Genomic DNA, 1097 nt, shown 5'->3' with positions numbered 1-1097 from the left:
AGAACTTTAGCAACAACGCCCGCGCCAACGGTACGGCCGCCTTCACGGATTGCGAAACGCAGACCGTCGTCCATCGCGATTGGGTGGATCAGAGTCACAACCATCTTGATGTTGTCGCCTGGCATTACCATCTCTACGCCTTCTGGCAGTTCGATGGTACCGGTCACGTCAGTTGTACGGAAGTAGAACTGTGGACGGTAGCCTTTGAAGAACGGAGTATGACGGCCGCCTTCGTCTTTGGACAGAATGTACACTTCAGATTCGAACTTGGTGTGTGGCTTGATTGAGCCTGGCTTCGCCAGAACCTGACCACGTTCGATTTCTTCACGTTTGATACCACGCAGCAGAACACCAACGTTCTCACCAGCACGGCCTTCGTCCAGCAGTTTGCGGAACATTTCAACGCCAGTACAGGTAGACTTCGCAGTCTCTTTGATACCAACGATTTCAACTTCTTCACCAACTTTGATGATACCGCGCTCTACACGACCGGTAACAACGGTACCACGACCGGAGATGGAGAATACGTCTTCGATTGGCAGCAGGAATGGCTTGTCAATCGCACGCTCTGGTTCTGGGATGTAAGAATCCAGGAAGCCAGCCAGTTCGATGATTTTAGCTTCCCACTCAGCGTCGCCTTCCAGCGCTTTCAGCGCGGAACCACGAACGATTGGAGTGTCGTCGCCCGGGAAATCGTACTGAGACAGCAGTTCACGAACTTCCATCTCTACCAGTTCCAGCAGCTCTTCGTCATCAACCATGTCGCATTTGTTCAGGAACACGATGATGAAAGGAACGCCTACCTGACGACCCAGCAGGATGTGCTCACGAGTCTGAGGCATTGGGCCGTCAGTCGCAGCAACAACCAGGATCGCGCCGTCCATCTGCGCAGCACCGGTGATCATGTTTTTAACATAGTCGGCGTGGCCTGGGCAGTCTACGTGTGCGTAGTGGCGAGTCGGGGTGTCGTACTCAACGTGAGAGGTGTTGATGGTGATACCACGAGCTTTTTCTTCTGGTGCGTTATCGATCTGGTCGAATGCACGAGCAGAACCACCGTAGGTTTTAGCCAGAACGGTAGTGATTGCAGCGGTCAG

1 protein-coding gene is annotated in these 1097 nt (G+C 53.3%); it reads right to left on the bottom strand.

All coding sequences use genetic code 11. The features are described from left to right. Window positions 1-1097 (bottom strand): elongation factor Tu (tuf, locus tag IM291_RS21805; protein WP_049119900.1); only part of this gene is annotated, 1097 nt, incomplete at both ends.

The organism is Enterobacter cloacae complex sp. P27C (assembly GCF_014895705.1).
Classification (GTDB): domain Bacteria; phylum Pseudomonadota; class Gammaproteobacteria; order Enterobacterales; family Enterobacteriaceae; genus Enterobacter; species Enterobacter bugandensis.
The sequence above is the reverse complement of the archived record's forward strand: the minus strand, read 5'-3'. Positions and strand labels throughout refer to the sequence as shown.